This is a genomic window from Vreelandella sp. H-I2 (genome assembly GCF_052959335.1).
Genome location: NZ_JBRAMC010000006.1, coordinates 91520 through 110459, shown reverse-complemented (window position 1 = coordinate 110459; position 18940 = coordinate 91520). Strand labels below are relative to the sequence as shown.

The following is an 18940-nucleotide window of genomic DNA, read 5'->3' as shown; positions in this document are numbered from 1 at the left end:
CCCTTCAGCCTGCTTTCACGGCGCTGCGAACGATAACGTCACTACCGGGAGCACCCGGTACGGCGCCTTTAATCAGCAGCAGGTTACGCTCGGCGTCGACACGGACGATTTCAAGGCTCTGCACGGTGCAACGGGCGTTACCCATTTGACCGGCCATCTTTTTGCCTTTGAAAACGCGACCCGGCGTCTGACACATGCCGATAGAACCCGGCGCGCGATGCGACAGAGAGTTACCGTGAGTCATGTCTTGGGTACGGAAATTCCAGCGCTTAACTGCACCCTGGAAGCCTTTACCCTTAGAGGTGCCAGTCACGTCAACCATTTGACCAGCTTCGAAGAGGGATACGGTGAGTTCGCCGCCCACTTCAGGAATTTCTTCGCCTTCTGCAAGACGGAACTCCATCAGTGCACGACCAGCTTCAACACCCGCCTTGGCAAACTGTCCAGCTTGCGCTTTGGTGAGATGCTTCGCTTTACGAGAACCAGATGTGACCTGAATCGCTGCGTAACCGTCAGATTCGACGGACTTAACGCGCGTAACACGATTAGGATCAACTTCAATAACGGTTACGGGCACAGACGCGCCGTCTTCGGTAAAGACACGGGTCATCCCGGCCTTTTTACCGACTAAACCGATAGTCATACTCAGTCTCCTATAGTGTACGGGGCTATCACCCGCTATGGCTGCCCTTTCCAGAGCATTCCACTAGCACATTGTATGGCGCCTCACGGCGCGGCGGCTGCTGCTCATGCTAAACAATGATGAGCGCTGGGCCGCAAGTGACTAGTGTTATTAGTTGAGCTTGATTTGCACGTCAACGCCTGCGGCGAGATCAAGTTTCATCAGTGCATCAACAGTTTTTTCAGTCGGCTCAACGATGTCGAGCACACGCTTGTGCGTACGGATCTCATACTGGTCACGCGCATCTTTGTTGACGTGCGGCGAGATCAGAATGGTGTAACGCTCGCGGTTGGTCGGCAGCGGGATCGGCCCACGAACCTGAGCACCAGTACGCTTAGCGGTTTCAACAATCTCCGCTGTAGACTGGTCGATCAGGCGATGGTCGAACGCTTTCAACCGAATGCGAATCTTTTGGTTCTGCATTTGCCCTAAACTCCAATGGATGTCGACGGCGCGAGCCGTCTACCCACGCATTCAAAGGATGCGCATTATAGGCACGCCAAAAGCCCATGTCAAACATTTGCTGTTGGTGCGCAGAAAAGGGGGCTCAACAGAGCCCCCTTCATCATTCAAGCATGATGCTTACTTGACGATCTTGGCCACAACGCCAGCACCGACAGTACGGCCGCCTTCACGAATAGCGAAGCGCAAGCCTTCGTCCATTGCGATCGGAGCGATCAAGGTAACAACCATTTGAACGTTGTCACCCGGCATGACCATTTCAACGCCTTCCGGCAGTTCACAAGTACCGGTTACATCGGTGGTACGGAAGTAGAACTGAGGACGGTAGCCCTTGAAGAAAGGCGTGTGACGACCACCTTCTTCTTTGGACAGTACGTAAACTTCTGCTTCGAAGGTAGTGTGCGGGTTGATGGTGCCCGGCTTGGCCAATACTTGACCACGCTCGACGTCATCACGCTTAGTACCACGCAGCAGGGCGCCAACGTTCTCACCAGCACGACCTTCGTCGAGCAGTTTACGGAACATTTCAACACCGGTAACGATCGTTTTGGTGGTATCGCGGATACCCACGATTTCCACTTCTTCGCCCGCTTTGACGATGCCGCGCTCTACACGACCGGTAACAACAGTACCGCGACCAGAGATAGAGAACACGTCTTCGATCGGCATCAGGAACGGCTGATCGATAGCGCGCTCCGGCTCAGGGATGTACTCATCCAGAGCTTTGATCAGATTAGCAACGGCGGTGGTGCCCATGCCGTTCTCATCTTCGCCGTTCAACGCCATCAGCGCAGAACCAGTGATGATCGGCGTGTCGTCACCCGGGAAGTCGTACTGGTCGAGGAGTTCGCGAACTTCCATCTCTACCAGCTCAAGCAGCTCTTCGTCATCGACCATGTCCGCTTTGTTCAGGAACACAACGATGAACGGTACGCCAACCTGACGAGACAGCAGGATGTGCTCACGCGTTTGCGGCATCGGGCCGTCTGCGGCAGAACATACCAGGATCGCGCCGTCCATCTGCGCAGCACCGGTGATCATGTTCTTGACGTAGTCAGCGTGTCCTGGGCAGTCAACGTGAGCGTAGTGACGCTCTTCAGACTGATATTCCACGTGAGAAGTAGCGATCGTGATACCGCGCTCGCGCTCTTCAGGAGCGTTATCGATGGTATCAAACTCACGCCAGTCGCCGCCGAAAACCTCAGCAGACACGCGGGTCAGGGCCGCCGTCAGAGTCGTTTTACCGTGGTCGACGTGACCAATGGTGCCGACGTTGACGTGCGGTTTGGAACGTTCAAATTTTTCCTTAGCCACTGCTATAACCTCTTTACGTTAGCTAACGGTTAACCGTTTTGATTGATGACGGCTTCAACGACGCTGGAGGGCGCCTCGTCGTACTTCGAGAACTCCATAGAGTAGCTCGCACGGCCCTGGGTTTGTGAGCGCAGATCGGTTGCATAACCGAACATCTCGCCCAGTGGCACCGTCGCACGAATGACTTTACCAGAAGAGGAGTCATCCATACCCTGCACCAGGCCGCGACGACGGCTCAGGTCACCCATGACGTCACCCATAAATTCTTCGGGGGTCACGATTTCGACCTTCATCACCGGCTCCAGCAGCACGGCCTTGGCCTTCCTGGCACCTTCTTTTACTGCCATAGAAGAAGCAATCTTAAACGCAGTCTCGTTGGAGTCCACGTCGTGGAAGGAGCCATCAAACAGCGTTACTTTAACGTCGATCATCGGGTAACCCGCGATGACACCGTTTTTGAGCTGCTCAAAAGCACCCTTCTCAACCGCAGGTACGTATTCCTTGGGAACCGTGCCACCCACGATTTCTGAGTTGAACTTGAAGAACAATTCGTCTTCGCCTTCACCCTTCTCTTCTGCGGTCAACGGCTCGATACGTAGCCAAACGTGACCGTACTGACCACGACCACCGGACTGACGTACGAACTTGCCTTCCTGCTCAATGCTGCCGCGAATCGTTTCGCGGTAGGCCACCTGCGGCTTACCGATGTTGGCTTCAACCTTGAACTCGCGACGCATACGGTCAACGAGGATATCCAAGTGAAGCTCACCCATACCAGAAATGATAGTCTGGCCGGTTTCTTCGTCGGTTTTAACCTGGAAAGAGGGATCTTCTTGAGCAAGCTTGCCCAGGGCGACACCCATTTTCTCTTGGTCAGCCTTAGACTTAGGCTCTACAGCAACCGAGATAACCGGATCCGGGAATTCCATGCGCTCGAGAACGATTTTGTTATCGATATCGCACAGGGTATCACCGGTAGTGACGTCCTTCAGACCGATACAAGCCGCGATATCGCCGGCCAGAACTTCTTTGATCTCTTCACGGGAGTTGGCGTGCATCTGAACGATACGGCCAACGCGCTCTTTCTTCTGCTTAACGGAGTTATACACGCCGTCACCAGATTTCAGAACGCCCGAGTAGACACGGATAAAGGTCAGCGTACCAACGAAGGGGTCGGTAGCGATTTTAAACGCCAGCGCCGCAAACGGTGCACTGTCATCAGCCTCACGGGTATCGACGGTGCCGTCTTTGTCGTCAAGCTCACCTTCGATCGCCTTAACTTCAGTCGGCGAAGGCATGTATTCGATAACGCCATCCAGCACTGCCTGAACGCCCTTGTTCTTAAAGGCCGAACCACAGGTCACCAGAACGATATCGTTAGCCAGGGTGCGCGCACGCAAGCCAGCCTTGATCTCTTCAATCGACAGCTCACCGCCTTCGAGATACTTCTCCATCAGCTCGTCAGAGCCTTCGGCAGCCGCCTCGACCATCTCTTCGCGGTATTTTTCTGCTGTTTCTTGCAGATCAGCAGGAATATCCACGAGGTCATAATTCATACCCAGGCTTTCCTCATCCCACAGGATAGCCTTCATCTGAATCAGGTCGATAACGCCTTTAAAGTCCTCTTCCGTACCCCAGTTAATCTGGATCGGCACGGCGTTGGCACCTAAACGCTCCTTCAACTGGTTGACAACCATGAAGAAGTCAGCACCGGTACGGTCCATCTTGTTGACGAAAACCATACGTGGCACTTCGTACTTGTTGGCCTGACGCCATACTGTTTCGGTCTGTGGCTGAACGCCAGAAGAACCGCACAGAACAACGACCGCGCCATCAAGCACGCGCAAAGAACGCTCAACTTCGATTGTGAAGTCAACGTGCCCTGGCGTGTCGATAATATTGATGCGGTGTTCAGGGAACTGCTTGCTCATGCCCTGCCAGAAACAGGTCGTAGCAGCTGAGGTGATAGTAATACCACGCTCCTGCTCCTGCTCCATCCAGTCCATTGTCGCAGCACCGTCATGCACCTCACCCACTTTATGGGAGAGGCCGGTGTAGAACAGTACACGCTCGGTTGTCGTGGTTTTACCCGCGTCAACGTGAGCGACGATACCGATATTGCGGTATCGATTTAGTGGAGTCTTGCGTGCCACGGTGAAACTCCCGTTTGTTGGCGATGCTCGTTAATTTAGCGGCGTATGGAAGCGAGGCTTATGCGACCGCCGCTACCGTTTCAGGATAGCGGCTGGGTATTGCAACTCTTGCATTGCAACGACGCGACTCAGCAAACACTTCACCATGCTGAACAACGCGCATATAAAAACTCTAAAGCCATACTTAAAAGCGCCGTACTTAAAAACGCTGATCTTAAAAACGGTAGTGCGAGAAGGCCTTGTTGGCTTCTGCCATGCGATGCACGTCTTCGCGCTTCTTAACGGCTGAACCTTTACCTTCAGCGGCATCCAGCATTTCACCCGCAAGACGCTGCACCATGGTTTTCTCACCGCGACGACGCGCCGCGTCCACCAGCCAGCGCATTGCCAGCGCTTGACGGCGAGACGGACGTACTTCAACCGGCACCTGATAGGTCGCACCACCAACACGGCGCGACTTCACTTCGACCATTGGCTGGATGGCTTCCAGCGCTTTGTCGAAGATCTCCAGCGGATCTTCTTTACTACGCTCGGCAACCTTGTCCAACGCACCGTAGACGATACGCTCAGCTATGGACTTCTTGCCGCTGACCATCAGGTGGTTCATGAACTTCGCCAGACGCTCACTTCCGAACTTAGGATCCGGCAGGATTTCGCGTTTAGCTACTACTCTTCTTCTAGGCATGATAAGCCCTCAATTAAGGATCTTTCAGGTAAACCCGAGACTCTTGCGACTTACATTAAGCTAAGCGCCGCTCGACCTTACTCTTATCAGACCGTCAAATTCGTGATAATCGCTACTCAGCAGCCAATTGATCGGCGTTGCTGTCAAGCCACCCAAAGCTTATTAAGACTTAGGACGCTTAGTACCGTATTTAGAACGACCCTGACGACGATTTTGAACGCCAGAGGTGTCAAGGGCGCCACGTACGGTGTGATAACGCACACCTGGCAAATCCTTTACACGACCGCCACGAATCAAAACGACAGAGTGTTCTTGAAGGTTGTGACCTTCACCACCGATGTAAGAAGACACTTCAAAGCCGTTGGTCAGGCGCACACGGCAAACCTTACGCAGGGCCGAGTTAGGCTTCTTCGGGGTGGTGGTGTAAACGCGCGTACAAACGCCACGTTTTTGCGGACAGGCCTGCAGCGCTGGCACGTCACTTTTAGTGACGGGGCGCTTGCGCGGCTTGCGCACTAGCTGATTAATCGTTGCCATGGTGTTTAGCTGACTCCAATGGTTGCCTTAGCCTTTTAACAAATACAAGCAGCGGATGCGGGCGCACCCACCCCACTGTTAAAGGCTGCGCATTCTAAAGGCTGACCCTAGGTCACGTCAAGCCTTGCCGGCGGTTTTACCGGCAAGGAAGCGCTTTTCGGATCAGCTATTCGTTTTACGTTCACTTTCTTACTTACTTATGCACCTGTTTACAGCTCGTCGTCAGAATCGAGAGCGGTCAACTGGGCGCCTAGCTCCTGCTCTACCTCAGTTGCTGAAGGATTGAACAGTTGCTCAACGTCTTCGCGCTTGCGACGACGCTCTGCGTGGTGAGTCAAGCCCGTACCTGCCGGGATCAAACGCCCCACTACCACGTTTTCTTTCAGGCCGCGCAGATAATCGCGCTTGCCTGTCACCGCCGCTTCGGTCAGTACGCGGGTTGTCTCCTGGAAGGAGGCCGCAGAGATGAACGACTCGGTGGCCAAGCTGGCCTTCGTGATACCCAGCAACATACGTTGATACTTGGCTGGGAATTTCTTCTCTTTTTCAAGTCGCTCGTTCTGTTCCAACACGCGAACCAGTTCTGCCTGGTCGCCCGTGATGAAATCAGAGTCGCCCGAATCGGTAATCTCCACCTTGCGCAGCATCTGACGCACAATCACTTCGATATGCTTGTCGTTAATGCCTACGCCTTGCAGACGATAAACGTCCTGTACTTCGGCAGTGATGTACTTGGCGAGTTCCTCAACACCCAGCAAGCGCAGGATGTCGTGCGGGTTGCTCGGGCCATCGGAAATCACTTCGCCCTTCTCGACAGTTTCACCTTCGAAGACCGCGATTTGGCGCCATTTCGGAATCAGCGCCTCAAACGGATCGCCAGACTCCGGCGTAATGGTCAGGCGACGCTTACCTTTGGTCTCTTTACCAAAGCTGATCACACCGCTGATTTCGGCCAGGATCGAGGACTCTTTCGGTTTACGCGCTTCGAACAAGTCCGCAACACGTGGCAAACCACCGGTGATATCTTTGTTCGCCGATGCCTCAACGGGGATACGGGCAACCACTTCGCCCACCCCAATAGTGGCACCATCATCGACAGAAATAATCGAGTTGCCCGGCAACAGGTACTGTACCGGCGTGTTAGAACCGGACACAGATACGTATTCGCCTGCTGCGTCTTGCAGCATGACCATCGGACGCTTGTCGCGACCCGCCATTGGCCGTGCTGCCGACTCAATCACCTCGATAGAAGACAAGCCGGTCATTTCATCGACGCTGCGGTGCATGGTGACACCTTCGTCAAGATCGATGAACTGGGCCTTACCTTCTACTTCAGCCACGATCGGATGAGTGTGCGGATCCCATTTGGCAACTGTCGTACCGGCATCAACCACATCGCCATCACGTACCGAGAGTTCGGCACCGTAGGGCAGTTTGTAGTACTCACGCTCACGACCATGATCATCGGCAACAGCCAAGGCGCTAGAACGCGAGACCACTACCAGTTTGCCGTCGGCGCGCTCAACGTGCTTGATGTTGTGCAGACGAACCTTACCACCGTGCTTCACTTGAACACTGTCCACGGCCGATGAACGCGATGCTGCGCCACCGATGTGGAAGGTACGCATGGTCAGCTGGGTGCCCGGCTCACCGATGGACTGGGCAGCGATAACGCCGACGGCTTCACCGATGTTGACCTGATGGCCACGGGCCAAGTCACGGCCGTAACAGGAGGCACACACGCCGTGCGGCGTTTCACAGGTGATCGTAGAGCGTACGATGATCTCGTCGACACCCATGGTGTCGAGCGCTGCGCACCATTTCTCGTCGAGCAAGGTACCTTTAGCAATTAGTACTTCACCGCTGCCAGGATGAACCACATCCTGAGCGACTACACGGCCCAGCACGCGCTGCGACAGCGGTACGATGATGTCGCCGCCTTCGATAATCGGGTGCAGCGTCAAACCGTTTTCGGTCCCACAGTCGACTTCGGTGATCACCAAGTCTTGCGCTACGTCGACCAAGCGACGCGTCAGGTAACCGGAGTTGGCTGTTTTCAGGGCCGTATCCGCCAGACCTTTACGTGCACCGTGGGTCGAGATGAAGTACTGCAGTACGTTCAGACCTTCACGGAAGTTGGCGACGATCGGTGTTTCGATGATCGAGCCATCCGGCTTGGCCATCAGGCCACGCATACCGGCAAGCTGACGAATCTGTGCAGCACTACCACGGGCACCGGAGTCGGCCATAATGAAAACGCTGTTGAACGAATCTTGTTCAACCTCGTTGCCATCACGATCAACAACCGTCTCTTTTGAGATACCGACCATCATCGCCTTGGCGACTTTGTCGTTGGCCTTTGACCAGATATCGATAACCTTGTTGTACTTCTCACCCGCTGTTACCAGGCCAGAAGAGAACTGGTCTTCAATCTCTTTAACTTCGGCTTCCGCCGCATCGACGATCTCGGTTTTGGCTTCGGGGATAACGAAGTCGTTAACACCGATAGAGGCACCTGACCAAGTCGCCAAGCGGAAACCGGTGTACATCAGCTGGTCAGCGAAGATGACGGTCGGCTTGAGGCCGGCACGACGATAAACTTCGTTGATCAGGCTGGAGATCGCCTTTTTCTTCATCGGCTGATCGATCAACTCAAACGGCACGCCTTCCGGCAATATGCGGAACAGCAAGGCACGACCAACGGTGGTGTCATAAATGCGGCGATGCTCAGAACGCTCTCCGCTCTCTTCATCGACATCCACTTCATCCAGACGCACTTTGACACGAGCGTGTAGCGATACTGACTGAGTACCAAACGCGCGCTCTACCTCGTTGAGGTCAGAGAACACCATGCCTTCGCCCTTGGCGTTGATCTTTTCGCGGGTCATGTAATAAAGACCCAGAACAACGTCCTGCGACGGTACGATGATCGGCTCGCCATTAGCGGGCGACAGCACGTTGTTGGTGGCCATCATCAGCGCACGCGCTTCAAGCTGAGCTTCCAGGGTCAGCGGTACGTGGACCGCCATCTGGTCACCGTCGAAGTCGGCGTTGTAAGCGGCACACACCAACGGGTGCAGCTGGATCGCTTTACCTTCGATCAGCAGCGGTTCAAACGCCTGGATACCCAGACGGTGAAGCGTCGGTGCACGGTTAAGCAGTACCGGGTGTTCGCGGATAACATCGGCGAGGATGTCCCACACTTCCGGTAGCTCGCGCTCGACCATCTTCTTGGCGGCTTTGATCGTTGAGGCGTAGCCCAGCGACTGCAGCTTGGAGTAGATGAACGGCTTGAACAGTTCAAGCGCCATTTTCTTCGGCAAACCACACTGGTGCAGGCGTAGCGTCGGACCTACGGTGATCACCGAACGGCCTGAGTAGTCGACACGCTTACCCAACAGGTTTTGACGGAAGCGGCCCTGCTTACCCTTGATCATGTCGGCGAGCGATTTCAGCGGACGCTTGTTAGAGCCCGTGATCGCGCGGCCACGACGACCATTATCCAGCAGTGCATCAACCGCCTCCTGCAGCATGCGCTTCTCGTTGCGCACGATGATGTCCGGCGCATTAAGGTCCAGCAGACGCTTCAGGCGGTTATTACGGTTGATCACACGACGGTATAGGTCGTTAAGATCGGAGGTCGCGAAACGGCCGCCGTCCAGCGGTACCAGCGGACGCAGGTCCGGCGGCAACACGGGCAGCACTTCCATGACCATCCACGCCGGCGCGTTACCGGAGTGATAGAACGCTTCAAGCAGTTTCAGACGCTTGGAAAGCTTCTTGATCTTGGTTTCAGAGTTCGTCTGCGGAATCTCTTCACGCAGATGATTAATCTCTTCTTCCAGATCGATGTCTTTGAGCAGTTCCTGAACCGCTTCGGCACCCATACGGGCATCGAAGTCGTCGCCGAATTCTTCCAGCGCTTCGAAGTACTGCTCATCGTTGAGCAGTTGGCCACGCTCCAGCGTGGTCATGCCTGGGTCGATGACGACAAAGCTTTCGAAATAGAGCACGCGCTCGATATCACGCAGGGTCATATCGAGGAACATGCCAATCCGCGACGGCAGTGACTTCAGAAACCAGATGTGAGCGACCGGTGAGGCCAGCTCAATGTGCCCCATGCGCTCACGACGCACGGCGGCTTTGGTCACTTCTACGCCACACTTTTCGCAGATAATACCGCGGTGCTTCATGCGCTTATACTTGCCGCACAAACACTCGTAGTCTTTCACCGGGCCAAAAATCTTGGCGCAGAACAGGCCGTCCCGCTCCGGTTTAAAGGTACGGTAGTTGATGGTCTCAGGCTTCTTCACCTCGCCAAACGACCAGGAGCGAATCATGTCCGGCGACGCCAGGGTAATCTTGATCGCGTCAAACTCTTCGGACTGAGACTGCGATTTGAGTACTTTCACCAAATCTTTCATGTGACGGCTCCTAGCTCTCTAACTCGATATCGATGCCCAGCGAGCGGATTTCCTTCACGAGTACGTTGAAGGATTCCGGCATGCCTGCCTGCATGGTGTGGTCGCCATCCACGATGTTTTTATACATCTTGGTGCGGCCTTCGACGTCGTCCGATTTGACGGTGAGCATCTCTTGTAGCGTGTACGCGGCGCCGTATGCTTCCAACGCCCACACTTCCATCTCACCGAAGCGCTGACCACCGAATTGCGCCTTACCACCCAAGGGCTGCTGGGTAACCAGCGAGTAAGAACCGGTAGAACGCGCGTGCATCTTGTCGTCTACCAAGTGGTTAAGCTTCAGCATGTACATGTAGCCGACGGTAACCGGACGGTCAAAAGCGTCACCGGTACGGCCATCGAACAGGGCCATCTGGCCCGATTCAGGAATGTCCGCCAGCTTCAGCAGATGTTTGATTTCGTGCTCTTTGGCACCGTCAAACACCGGCGTAGCCATCGGCACACCCCCTTTGAGGTTCTTCGCCAGGGCAATGACCTCATCGTCAGTCAGGGAATCGAGGTCTTCAACGCGCGTACCTTGCGTGTTGTAGATCTGCCCCAGGAAGTCACGAATCTCAGCAACCTGCTGTCCGCGTGCATCGCGCAGCATGGCTTCGATCTTGACCCCTAAACCACGGGCGGCCATGCCCAGGTGGGTTTCCAAAATCTGACCGACGTTCATACGTGACGGTACACCCAGCGGGTTCAGCACCACGTCGACCGGCTCGCCCTTCTCGTCGAACGGCATGTCTTCGATCGGCATGATCGCTGAGATAACACCCTTGTTACCGTGACGACCGGCCATTTTGTCGCCTGGCTGGATGCGACGCTTGACCGCCATGTAAACCTTGACGATTTTCAGCACGCCCGGCGCGAGATCGTCGCCCTGGGTCAGCTTGCGCTTCTTATCTTCAAAGCGCTCGTCCATCTCTTTACGGCGGTTTTCCAGCTGCTCGTCGGCCTGGGCCAACAGCTCGTTGTAGGATTCATCCTGCATGCGCAGTTTGAACCACTGCTGACGCGGCAGCTCGTCAAGGTATGCTTCGTCTAGCACGTCGCCTTTCTTAAGGTTCGGGCCACCGTTAACGGCTTGGCCGTCAAGGGTGCGCTTGAGACGCTCAAACGTGGCGTCTTCAGCGATACGATAGGTCTCTTGCAGATCCTTACGTACTTCATCGAGCTGAGTACGCTCAATGGAAAGTGCACGGGAATCTTTATCGACGCCGTCGCGGGTAAACACCTGAACGTCGATGACCGTTCCCTTCATGCCGGTGGGGGCACGCAGAGAAGTATCTTTAACGTCCGACGCTTTCTCACCGAAGATGGCACGGAGCAGCTTCTCTTCTGGCGTCAGCTGGGTTTCACCCTTCGGCGTTACCTTACCGACCAGAATGTCGCCGGGGCCAACTTCAGCACCGATGTAAACAACGCCAGCCTCATCCAGTTTGGATAGCGCCGACTCACCCACATTGGGAATATCGGAGGTAATCTCTTCCGAGCCCAACTTGGTGTCGCGAGACACACAGGTCAGTTCCTGAATGTGAATCGTGGTGAAACGGTCTTCTTGAACGACTCGCTCTGAAAGCAGGATCGAGTCTTCGAAGTTGTAGCCGTTCCAGGGCATGAACGCGATGCGCATGTTCTGGCCCAAAGCCAGATCACCCATGTCGACAGATGGGCCGTCGGCGAGGATATCGCCACGTGCCACGTTATCGCCAGGCCGCACGATGGGGCGCTGGTTCATACAGGTGTTCTGGTTCGAGCGGGTGTACTTGGTCAGGTTGTAGATATCAACCCCGGCTTCACCGCCGATAATTTCATCTTCATTGACCCGTACCACGACACGACGCGCATCGACGGAATCAATCACGCCGCCGCGATTGGCCACCGCACAGACACCGGAGTCACGGGCAACAAAGCGCTCCATGCCGGTACCTACCAGCGGCTTATCTGCGCGCAGGGTCGGTACCGCCTGACGCTGCATGTTAGAACCCATCAAGGCGCGGTTGGCGTCATCGTGCTCCAGGAACGGAATCAATGCCGCGGCAACCGAGACAACCTGACGAGGTGATACGTCCATCAGCGTCACTTGCTCAGGACGCATAAAGGTCGTTTCACCGCGGTGACGTACCTGAACCAGGTCATCGCTTAGCTTATTGGACTCATCCACCGCTGCCGATGCCTGAGCGATAACGAAATCACCCTCTTCGATCGCTGAGAGGTGAACGATGTCGTCGGTCAACTGACGGTCAACCACTTTACGGTACGGCGTTTCTAGGAAGCCGTAGCTGTTAGTGTGGCTGTAAGTCGCCAGCGAGTTGATCAGACCGATGTTTGGGCCTTCCGGCGTTTCGATCGGGCAGAGACGCCCGTAGTGCGTGGCGTGAACGTCACGTACTTCGAAGCCAGCACGCTCACGGGTCAAACCACCGGGGCCGAGTGCAGACACACGACGCTTGTGAGTCACTTCCGAAAGCGGGTTGTTCTGGTCCATGAATTGAGAAAGCTGACTGGAACCGAAGAACTCTTTCACCGCGGCCGCCACCGGCTTGGCGTTGATCAAGTCTTGCGGCATCAGGCCTTCGCTTTCCGCCATGGAAAGACGCTCTTTCACCGCGCGCTCAACACGCACCAAGCCAACGCGGAACTGGTTCTCGGCCATTTCGCCGACGCAGCGAATACGGCGGTTACCCAGGTGATCGATATCATCAACGTCACCAAAGCCGTTACGAATATTGATCAGCTCGCGCAGCACATCCAGGATGTCCTTGCGATCCAGTACGCCGGAGCCCGTGTCTGACTCGCGACGCAGGCGACGGTTGAACTTCATGCGACCAACGCCCGACAGATCGTAACGGTCTTCAGAGAAGAACAGATTGTTAAACAGCGTCTCGGCGGATTCTTTAGTAGGCGGCTCACCAGGACGCATCATGCGGTAAATTTCGACCAGCGCCTCAAGTGCTGAATTCGTCGCATCCAGCTTCAGGGTGTCGGAAATAAATGAACCGCAGTCAAGATCATTGGTGTAGAGCGTTTCGACCAGGGTAATACCGCCCTGAGCCATGCGCTCCAGCACTTCTGGAGTGATCTCGGTGTTACATGGACAGATCAACTCGCCTGTTTTAGCGTCGACTTGATCTTTGGCCAGGGTTTTGCCGAACAAGTACTCCATCGGCACATCCAGACGCTCAAGGCCGGCTTTTTCAAGCTGACGAATGTGCTTCTGGGTAATTCGGCGACCCTCTTCAACGATCACATTACCTTCGCCATCTTTAATGTCGAAAGTCGCCGTTTCGCCGCGCAGGCGCGACGGTACCAGCTCCACAGAGAAACCGGATTTCTCAATGTGGAAGACGCTGGTTTCAAAGAACTCGGCCAGGATCTCTTCGGTGCTCATTCCTAGCGCACGCATCAGTACCGAGGCCGGCAGTTTGCGGCGACGGTCAATACGTACAAAGACATTGTCTTTGGGATCGAATTCGAAGTCTAACCATGAGCCACGGTAAGGAATCACGCGAGCTGAGTAGAGCAGCTTGCCTGAAGAGTGGCTCTTACCTTTATCGTGATCAAAGAACACACCGGGTGAGCGGTGGAGCTGGGAAACGATAACCCGCTCAGTACCATTGATGACAAAGGTACCGTTCTCGGTCATCAGGGGGATTTCCCCCATGTAGACTTCCTGCTCTTTAATATCTTTGATTGCTTTGTTTGAGGAATCGCGATCATAGATGATCAAGCGAACCTTGACGCGCAGCGGGGCGGAGTAAGTCACGCCGCGTAGCTGGCACTCCTTAACATCGAACGCCGGCGTGCCGAAGCGGTAGCTGACATACTCAAGCGCTGCATTGCCGGAGAAGCTCTCAATCGGAAACACGGACTTAAAAGCCGCGTGTAAACCGACTTCGTGACGCTCGTCGGGCGAACGATCTTGCTGGAGGAAGTCGTAATAGGAATCAAGCTGGATCGCCAGCAAGTAAGGCACATCCATCACTTGGGGCAGTTTGCCGAAATCCTTGCGGATGCGTTTTTTCTCAGTATATGAGTAAGCCATCTGTATTCCCCAGCTTGTTCACCATGGGTGACCGATGCGTGGTCATCTGCCCTTCGAGCTTCGTCAGACACAGACAGCAAGCTCCTAAATCGGTAGCTCGCCGTCGAAAATCTAGTTCGATAACTCAGTCGTCGATAACACTGTAGTCGATAACACTATCTTTAATACGCTATCTTCAATAACGCTTTTACGTTCCTGTCGTGGCTGCTCTCATACTGAGCAGAACTGCTGCTGTTCAACATCAGCTACAACAGAAAAAGGCCGGCAGCGGGATATCCCGCCGCCAGCCGTGGAAGCTTACGCAGCGCGTAAAGCCGTCCGCACAAGAATTACTTGAGTTCGACGGTTGCGCCCGCTTCTTCCAACTTAGCTTTAGCTGCTTCAGCGTCGTCTTTAGACAGACCTTCTTTGATGGTCGCCGGAGCGCCGTCAACAGCACCTTTAGCTTCTTTCAAGCCAAGGCCGGTGATCTCGCGAACTGCCTTGATCACGTTAACTTTTTTGTCGCCAGCAGCGGTCAGAACTACGTCGAACTCAGTCTGCTCTTCAGCCACTTCGCCGCCAGCAGCCGGACCAGCTGCAACTGCAGCCGCTGCAGAAACGCCGAATTTCTCTTCCATTGCTTCGATCAGCTCGACAACTTCCATTACGGTCATGTCGGCTACAGCATTGATGATATCGTCTTTAGACAGTGCCATTGTTTCATTCCTAACTTTGCGGGAGCCTCGGTCGGCCGAGGACTCAGGATTCATTGCTCGGCTCAGGCAGCGGACGGGGCAAACCCTTCACGCCACCTGCAAGAAGCGCTGTTTAAGCAGCTTCGGCTTCTTGCTTCTGGTCGCGCAGGGCGGCCAGAGTACGAACCAGCTTGCCAGCGGAGGCTTCTTTCATTACCGACATCAACTTGGCAATTGCCTCGTCGTGTGTCGGTAGGGTTGCCAGACGGTCGATGTCAGCAGCCGGAATCAGCTCACCTTCGTAGGCCAACGCTTTCACTTCGAAGTTCTTGTCCGCTTTTGCAAACTCTTTGAACAGACGAGCGGCAGCGCCCGGATGATCAGTAGAGAAAGCCAACAACGTCGGACCAACGAAGCTATCGTTCAGACACTCCCACTGAGTGCCCTCGAGAGCGCGGCGAGCCAGCGTGTTACGAACTACACGCAGCTCTACACCATTCTCGCGCGCCTGCTTACGCAGATCGGTCATTTTGCCAACCGTAACGCCGCGAGAATCAGCAACTACGACGGAGAGTGCGCCCTTGGCCGCTTCACTGACCTCGGCAACAATCGCTTTCTTGCCTTCAAGTGCTAGTGGCACAGTGATCACTCCTTCGTGCCGGAACCCAAGAAGGTTCCGGTGGTTACCATCTCTTCCCGTCTTGTACTGCTTGTCAATAACAGCAGCGCTAAACGGGAAGCCTTGGGGATGGTGCTCACCAGAAAGCCTTTAAGCTTAACCAACTGGCGGCCACACCATCTGCGCAGGCGCTTTCAGGGCAATTAAGCCGCTTTTAAAACGCTAAGCGGCACCTGCGGTCTTTGACGATGCCCCGGCCAGTGTTAATAACCAAACGGGGGACCGCAAAGTTCTTGCTCGGTTCCTACAAAAAAACCAACGATAGCCTGCTTTACGCGAAAGCAGAATGATCGATTGTTAAACCCGGGCCCATGGTAGTGGACAAGGTCATTTTTTTGAAGTAAATGCCTTTAGAAGAGCTCGGCTTGAGACGCTTCAAGTCAGCAACCAGCGCTTCCAGGTTGCCGTTAATCGCTGCGACGTCAAAATCCACTTTACCCAGGGTAGTGTGAATAATGCCGTTTTTGTCGGTACGGAAACGTACCTGACCCGCTTTGGCATTTTTAACCGCTGTCGCCACATCGGGCGTCACGGTGCCTACTTTCGGGTTAGGCATCAGGCCACGCGGACCTAGAATCTGGCCCAGCTGACCCACAACGCGCATGGCATCTGGCGAAGCGATAACGACGTCAAAATCCATCACGCCTTTTTTCACTTGCTCAGCCAAGTCGTCCATACCGACGATGTCCGCACCCGCTTCTTTAGCGGCATCGGCATTGGCACCCTGGGTGAAGACTGCAACGCGTACGTCTTTACCAGTACCGTTAGGCATGACGGTAGCGCCACGCACAACCTGGTCAGATTTACGCGGGTCAACGCCAAGGTTGATAGCGACATCAACAGACTCTTTGAACTTAACCGTAGACAGCTCGGAGAGCAGCGCTACCGCTTCTTCAATTGAGTAGGCCTTGCGGGTGTCTACCTTTTCGCGAATCAGCTTCGCACGCTTAGACAATTTAGCCATGATCAGAGACCCTCCACGTTTAGGCCCATGCTGCGAGCGCTGCCCGCAATGGTGCGCACAGCGGCATCGAGATTCGCAGCCGTTAAATCTGGCTCTTTGGTCTTGGCGATCTCTTCAAGCTGTTCACGCGTCACGGTACCCACCTTCTTCTTGTTCGGCTCACCAGAGCCGGACTTGATACCCGCGGCTTTTTTCAGCAGCACGGCAGCAGGCGGCGTCTTGGTAACAAACGTGAAGCTACGGTCAGAATAGACTGTGATCACGACAGGCGTCGGCAAGCCCGGCTCAATTTCTTGAGTCGCAGCATTGAACGCCTTACAGAATTCCATGATGTTCACGCCGTGCTGACCCAGTGCTGGGCCTACCGGCGGACTTGGATTGGCTTTACCTGCAGCAACCTGCAGCTTGATATAAGCCTGTACTTTCTTGGCCATCTTTAACACTCCAGTTGGGTAATAGCGCCCGAAGGCTCCCCGGTACCAGTGAAACAGCTAAACCAGCCATTTCACACGAATTAACACTACCGCTTACTTACTATTCACCACTTACTACTAACTATTCACTGGTTACTCTTTCTCTACCTGTGAGAACTCAAGTTCAACAGGCGTTGAGCGCCCAAATATCAGCACGCTGACGTGCAGGCGACTCTTCTCATAATTAACTTCTTCGACAACGCCGTTGAAATCGGCAAACGGCCCATCGACGACACGCACTGACTGACCCGGCTCGAACATTGTCTTAGGCCGCGGCTTATCGGTGCCGTCTTTAACACGCATCAAGATAGCGTCCGCCTCACGAGAGGTAATCGGCGCTGGCTTTTCTTTGGTGCCGCCAATAAAGCCCATCACACGGGGCGTCTCATTGACGAGATGCCATGTTTCGTCGGCCATCTCCATCTCGACCAACACATAGCCGGGATAGAACTTACGCTCACTCTTGCGGCGCTTGCCGTCACGCATTTCGACAACTTCTTCTGTCGGCACTAGAATCTCGCCAAAACGATCTTCCATACCATACATCTTTACGCGCTCAATCAATGAGCGCATAACGTGCTTTTCAAACCCAGAATAAGCGTGAACGACGTACCAACGTTTGGACATGAAAACTCCTAACCAATGACGCCGGACATCGCCCAGCCAAGAAGAGTGTCGATCAACCACAGCATAAGCCCCACCACCAGAACCGCCACTAGCACAATAGCCGTGGTTTGAATGGTTTCGGCACGGGTCGGCCATACAACGCGTTGAATCTCTTTCTTGGCGCTTCTGGCAAGCTCCACTAAATCACGACCTTTTGTAGTGGTCAGCGCAATCAAACCCGCAATCACACACAACAACACCACGCCTAGAACGCGGTAGAGCAGGCCAATATCGGCGAAATAGGTATTACCAATGACAGCAACGACAAGCAGCGCTACGACCGCCGCCCACTTGAGCCCGTCATGGCGTTTCTGTTGCACCTCGGCGCCATGCTTTACAGAACCAGGCTTCATAAAAACGAGACTCCTCAGGGTGCGGCGAACGGTAAAAGAATTTTGGAAAAAAGACATACCAACCTGGGGAAGGTTGGCAGGCCAGGAGGGAATCGAACCCCCAACCTGCGGTTTTGGAGACCGCTGCTCTGCCAATTGAGCTACTGGCCTGTATCATCGTACTGATTTTCTGCCTAGACCATCAGTCACATAGACTATCTACACCTATCGATAAGCGCCTTTTCAATCGCCTATACAACAGCGGGCGCCATGGTAGCGGAGAAATCCACTCCTGACAACCCCTCTTTACGCCCAAGCCTTGCAAAACGTCACTTGCGCACAAAGACAAAAAAAGCGAGCTGCGCTCGCTTAATCTGCAACTCTCTTCTTGCAAAATATGGAGCTCATGGACGGAATTGAACCGTCGACCTCACCCTTACCAAGGGTGTGCTCTACCCCTGAGCTACATGAGCTAAACGCATCAACTGGAGCGGGCGGCGGGAATCGAACCCGCACCATCAGCTTGGAAGGCTGAGGTTCTACCATTGAACTACGCCCGCAGAACCTGTCTTGGAATGACAATCCGCTACGCGCTGATTTATAGCCTTACCTCTAAACTAAAGAAGTTATAAATCGTAGACCATGCCCGTTACCGGCTTTTCATCCAGCGACGTCGATCGCATCGACGTTGCTTAATTCTGGTGGAGAGGGAAGGATTCGAACCTTCGAAGCTTTCGCGGCAGATTTACAGTCTGCTCCCTTTGGCCACTCGGGAACCTCTCCAGCTGTGGCGGCACATTATGCC

General features: G+C 54.5%; 14 protein-coding genes and 4 tRNA genes. All 18 read right to left on the bottom strand.

Translation table 11 applies throughout. The features are described 5' to 3' along the window. Positions 1–4: 4 nt before the first annotated feature. Entirely contained in the window at positions 5–643 is a 639-nt protein-coding gene (rplC, locus tag ACUVOF_RS15610; RefSeq protein WP_009288142.1) for a 50S ribosomal protein L3, read from the bottom strand. Between the two features lie 150 nt (positions 644–793). Further along, positions 794–1105, bottom strand: a complete 312-nt coding sequence (gene rpsJ, locus ACUVOF_RS15605) for a 30S ribosomal protein S10 (RefSeq protein WP_007112007.1) — start codon at positions 1103–1105, stop codon at positions 794–796. 159 nt (positions 1106–1264) lie between these two features. Then, positions 1265–2458, bottom strand: coding sequence for an elongation factor Tu (gene tuf / locus ACUVOF_RS15600; protein ID WP_101147113.1), 1194 nt, complete (start codon positions 2456–2458; stop codon positions 1265–1267). Between the two features lie 29 nt (positions 2459–2487). Continuing rightward, the gene (fusA, locus tag ACUVOF_RS15595) at positions 2488–4611 is read right to left on the bottom strand and encodes an elongation factor G (RefSeq protein ID WP_447045234.1); all 2124 of its coding nucleotides are present in this window, start codon (positions 4609–4611) and stop codon (positions 2488–2490) included. A gap of 214 nt (positions 4612–4825) precedes the next feature. Further along, positions 4826–5296 carry a 30S ribosomal protein S7 gene (gene rpsG / locus ACUVOF_RS15590; protein ID WP_009288145.1) on the bottom strand — a complete coding sequence of 157 codons (471 nt, stop codon included), beginning with the start codon at positions 5294–5296 and terminating at the stop codon, positions 4826–4828. 162 nt (positions 5297–5458) lie between these two features. Then, entirely contained in the window at positions 5459–5833 is a 375-nt protein-coding gene (gene rpsL, locus ACUVOF_RS15585) for a 30S ribosomal protein S12 (RefSeq protein WP_008959173.1), read from the bottom strand. Positions 5834–6042: 209 nt separating this feature from the next. Then, positions 6043–10257, bottom strand: coding sequence for a DNA-directed RNA polymerase subunit beta' (rpoC, locus tag ACUVOF_RS15580; RefSeq protein WP_447045233.1), 4215 nt, complete (start codon positions 10255–10257; stop codon positions 6043–6045). 10 nt (positions 10258–10267) lie between these two features. Beyond that, positions 10268–14344, bottom strand: a complete 4077-nt coding sequence (gene rpoB / locus ACUVOF_RS15575; RefSeq protein ID WP_447045232.1) for a DNA-directed RNA polymerase subunit beta — start codon at positions 14342–14344, stop codon at positions 10268–10270. Positions 14345–14673: 329 nt separating this feature from the next. After that, positions 14674–15042: a 50S ribosomal protein L7/L12 gene (rplL, locus tag ACUVOF_RS15570; protein WP_447045231.1), complete on the bottom strand. Its 369-nt coding sequence runs from the start codon at positions 15040–15042 to the stop codon at positions 14674–14676. 112 nt (positions 15043–15154) lie between these two features. Then, on the bottom strand, positions 15155–15661 hold the full coding sequence (gene rplJ, locus ACUVOF_RS15565; RefSeq protein WP_113269841.1) for a 50S ribosomal protein L10: 507 nt from the start codon (positions 15659–15661) through the stop codon (positions 15155–15157). A gap of 310 nt (positions 15662–15971) precedes the next feature. Beyond that, positions 15972–16664 (bottom strand): 50S ribosomal protein L1, encoded by a 693-nt coding sequence (gene rplA / locus ACUVOF_RS15560; RefSeq protein ID WP_447045230.1) that lies wholly within the window; start codon positions 16662–16664, stop codon positions 15972–15974. Positions 16665–16666: 2 nt separating this feature from the next. Then, positions 16667–17098, bottom strand: coding sequence for a 50S ribosomal protein L11 (gene rplK / locus ACUVOF_RS15555; protein WP_007112017.1), 432 nt, complete (start codon positions 17096–17098; stop codon positions 16667–16669). 132 nt (positions 17099–17230) lie between these two features. After that, on the bottom strand, positions 17231–17764 hold the full coding sequence (nusG, locus tag ACUVOF_RS15550; RefSeq protein WP_113269843.1) for a transcription termination/antitermination protein NusG: 534 nt from the start codon (positions 17762–17764) through the stop codon (positions 17231–17233). 8 nt (positions 17765–17772) lie between these two features. Then, a complete protein-coding gene (secE, locus tag ACUVOF_RS15545; protein ID WP_447045229.1) occupies positions 17773–18156 on the bottom strand; it encodes a preprotein translocase subunit SecE in 384 nt (127 codons plus the stop codon). Positions 18157–18230: 74 nt separating this feature from the next. Beyond that, positions 18231–18306: transfer RNA gene (locus tag ACUVOF_RS15540), tRNA-Trp, on the bottom strand. 227 nt (positions 18307–18533) lie between these two features. Further along, positions 18534–18608 (bottom strand) — tRNA-Thr (locus tag ACUVOF_RS15535). 13 nt (positions 18609–18621) lie between these two features. Further along, positions 18622–18695: transfer RNA gene (locus ACUVOF_RS15530), tRNA-Gly, on the bottom strand. A gap of 139 nt (positions 18696–18834) precedes the next feature. Next, positions 18835–18918, bottom strand: a tRNA-Tyr gene (locus tag ACUVOF_RS15525). Positions 18919–18940: the final 22 nt, after the last annotated feature.

What these genes read in the sequence shown, in the direction of transcription:
- rpoC (WP_447045233.1), bottom strand. Translation starts at nt 10,257, where the DNA reads ATGAAAGATTTGGTGAAAGTACTCAAATCGCAGTCTCAGTCCGAAGAG.
- rpoB (WP_447045232.1), bottom strand. Translation starts at nt 14,344, where the DNA reads ATGGCTTACTCATATACTGAGAAAAAACGCATCCGCAAGGATTTCGGC.
- rpsJ (WP_007112007.1), bottom strand. Translation starts at nt 1,105, where the DNA reads ATGCAGAACCAAAAGATTCGCATTCGGTTGAAAGCGTTCGACCATCGC.
- rplA (WP_447045230.1), bottom strand. Translation starts at nt 16,664, where the DNA reads ATGGCTAAATTGTCTAAGCGTGCGAAGCTGATTCGCGAAAAGGTAGAC.
- secE (WP_447045229.1), bottom strand. Translation starts at nt 18,156, where the DNA reads ATGAAGCCTGGTTCTGTAAAGCATGGCGCCGAGGTGCAACAGAAACGC.
- rplC (WP_009288142.1), bottom strand. Translation starts at nt 643, where the DNA reads ATGACTATCGGTTTAGTCGGTAAAAAGGCCGGGATGACCCGTGTCTTT.
- rplL (WP_447045231.1), bottom strand. Translation starts at nt 15,042, where the DNA reads ATGGCACTGTCTAAAGACGATATCATCAATGCTGTAGCCGACATGACC.
- rplK (WP_007112017.1), bottom strand. Translation starts at nt 17,098, where the DNA reads ATGGCCAAGAAAGTACAGGCTTATATCAAGCTGCAGGTTGCTGCAGGT.
- nusG (WP_113269843.1), bottom strand. Translation starts at nt 17,764, where the DNA reads ATGTCCAAACGTTGGTACGTCGTTCACGCTTATTCTGGGTTTGAAAAG.
- rpsG (WP_009288145.1), bottom strand. Translation starts at nt 5,296, where the DNA reads ATGCCTAGAAGAAGAGTAGTAGCTAAACGCGAAATCCTGCCGGATCCT.
- rpsL (WP_008959173.1), bottom strand. Translation starts at nt 5,833, where the DNA reads ATGGCAACGATTAATCAGCTAGTGCGCAAGCCGCGCAAGCGCCCCGTC.